Consider the following 2317-nt stretch of genomic DNA (forward strand, 5'->3'; position numbering starts at 1 on the left):
CACACCCCCACACCCCCCACCACGACGGCCACCCCCACCACACCCACCACCGACCCCCAGAGCATCGGCAACACCGACGGCGCCACCGCCACCGCCACCGGCGACCCCACCGGCGCCACGGGCACCAGTGACACCGTCGGCACCGGCAGCAACCCCGCTCACCTCGCGGCCACCCTCCCCACCTACCCCTTCCAGCGCCAGCGCTACTGGCTGCGGGAGGCGTCGACCGGTGGGCACAGCGTCGCCGGGCTTGGCCTCGCCAGCGCGGACCATCCGCTGCTCGGCGCGGCCATCGGACTGGCCGACCAGGACGGGGTGCTGTTCTCCGGCCGACTCTCGCTGGCGACCCATCCCTGGCTCGCCGACCACACGGTGCAGGGCAACGTGCTCGTGCCCGGCACCGCCTTCGTCGAGCTGGCGCTGCGGGCCGGCGACGATCTCGGTGCGGGAACGTTGGACGAGCTGCTCTTCGAGGCGCCGCTCATCCTGCCCGAGCGCGCCGCCGTCGCCATCCAGGTCACCGTCACCGCCCCCGACGACACCGGCCGCCGGCCCGTCGCCATCCACTCCCGGCCGCAGGACTCGCCCGACGCCGCGTGGACGCGGCACGCCAGCGGGGTCTTCGCCGCCGATGACGGCAGCGGCGCAGGCGGCGACGGCAACGACGGCGAAGGCGGCGGCGAGCCCGAAGCGCTGGCCGCGTGGCCGCCGCCGCGAGCGCTGGAGGTGCCCGTAGGAGACGTCTACCCCGCGCTGGCCACGTCGGGGCTGGCCTACGGGCCGGCCTTCCAGGGCCTGCGCGCCGCCTGGCGCGCCGGCGACGACCTGTACGCCGAGGTCGCCCTCCCCGAGGCCGGGAGCGACCAGCACCAGGGCGCCGCCTTCGGGGTGCATCCCGCGCTGCTCGACGCGGCCGTGCACCTGTCGGTCTTCCACGGGCTCGCGGACGTGCCCGCGGGTCACAGCCGACTGCCGTTCGCCTGGAACGGCGTGCGCCTGCACGCCACCGGCGCGACCAGCCTGCGCGTCCACCTCGCCGTCCACGGCAGCGACGAGATCTCCCTGCACGCCACCGACCCCACCGGCGCCCCCGTCATCACCGTCGAGTCGCTGCTGGCCCGGGTGGTCTCCGCCGAGCAGCTCGCCGCGGCCCGACGCCGCCGTTCGGATTCGCTCTACGAGGTGACCTGGCCGCCCCTGCGGCTGGCCGCCACGGACCCACCGGCCACGACGGATTCAGCGGCCACCGGTTGGGCCGTCGTCGGCGCCGACGCCGGCGAGGCCGTGCCGGCCGAGCTCGGGGCGGGCGTCACCCGGACGGATCATCCCGACCTCGCGTCCCTCGGCGCGGCGATCGAGGCGGGCACCGCCGTTCCCGACCTCGTCGTCCTGCCCCTCGGCGCCGCGGACCTCGCGCGCCCCGCCGATGCCTCGGACATCGTGGACGTCCCCGCCGCGGCGCGGGCGGCCACGCAGCGGGCGTTGGAGCTGCTGCAGACCTACCTGTCCGACCGTCGGTTGGACACGACCCGGCTCGCGGTCCTCACCTCCGGCGCGGTCAGCGTCGCCGGGGAGGATGTCGACCTGACCACCGCGCCCCTGACCGGTCTGCTGCGCACCGCCCAGAGCGAGCAGCCCGACCGCATCCTGCTGATCGACCTCGACGGCGACCCCGACAGCCGCGCCGGCCTGCCCGCGGCCGTCGCCGCCGCACTGGCCAGCGGCGAGAACCAGCTCGCCCTGCGCCGGGGCACCGCCCACACCCCACGTCTCGTCCCGGCAGCCGCAGCCGCAGCGGCCGCCACGCCCGCCGTACCCGCTGCGGCGGACTCGGCCGACCCCGCCCAGCCGGCCGAGCCGGCCGACCAGGTGCATCCGGCGGGCTGGGATCTCGACCCCGACGGCACCGTCCTCATCACCGGCGGCCTCGGCACCCTCGCCCACCACCTCGCCCACCACCTCATCACCCACCACCACACCCGCCACCTCCACCTCACCAGCCGCACCGGCCCCGACCACCCCCACGCCCAGACAATCCGCACCGAACTCGAAAACCTCGGCGCCACCATCACCATCACCGCCACCGACACCACCAACCCNCACCAACTCCAACACCTCCTCGACACCCTCGNCCCCCNCCNCCCCCTCACCGCCGTCATCCACACCGCCGGCACCCTCGACGACACCACCCTCACCAACCTCACCGAAGACCGCCTCCACACCGTCCTCACCCCCAAAATCGACGGCGCCTGGCACCTCCACCACCTCACCCGCCACCACCCCCTCAAAGCCTTCGTCCTCTACTCCTCCATCGCCG

The 2317-nt window shown here is 75.3% G+C and carries 2 protein-coding genes; both read left to right on the forward strand.

Features of this window, described 5'->3' with window-relative positions; all coding sequences use genetic code 11:
• Window positions 1-276 precede the first annotated feature (276 nt).
• Window positions 277-2099 (forward strand): polyketide synthase dehydratase domain-containing protein (locus FF36_RS31145; RefSeq protein WP_277913004.1); only part of this gene is annotated, 1823 nt, incomplete at its 3' end.
• Window positions 2100-2141: 42 nt separating this feature from the next.
• Window positions 2142-2317: ketoreductase domain-containing protein (locus FF36_RS39805; RefSeq protein ID WP_242423009.1), on the forward strand; the 176-nt coding region annotated here is incomplete at both ends.

Source organism: Frankia torreyi (assembly GCF_000948395.1).
Taxonomy (GTDB): Bacteria; Actinomycetota; Actinomycetes; order Frankiales; family Frankiaceae; genus Frankia; species Frankia torreyi.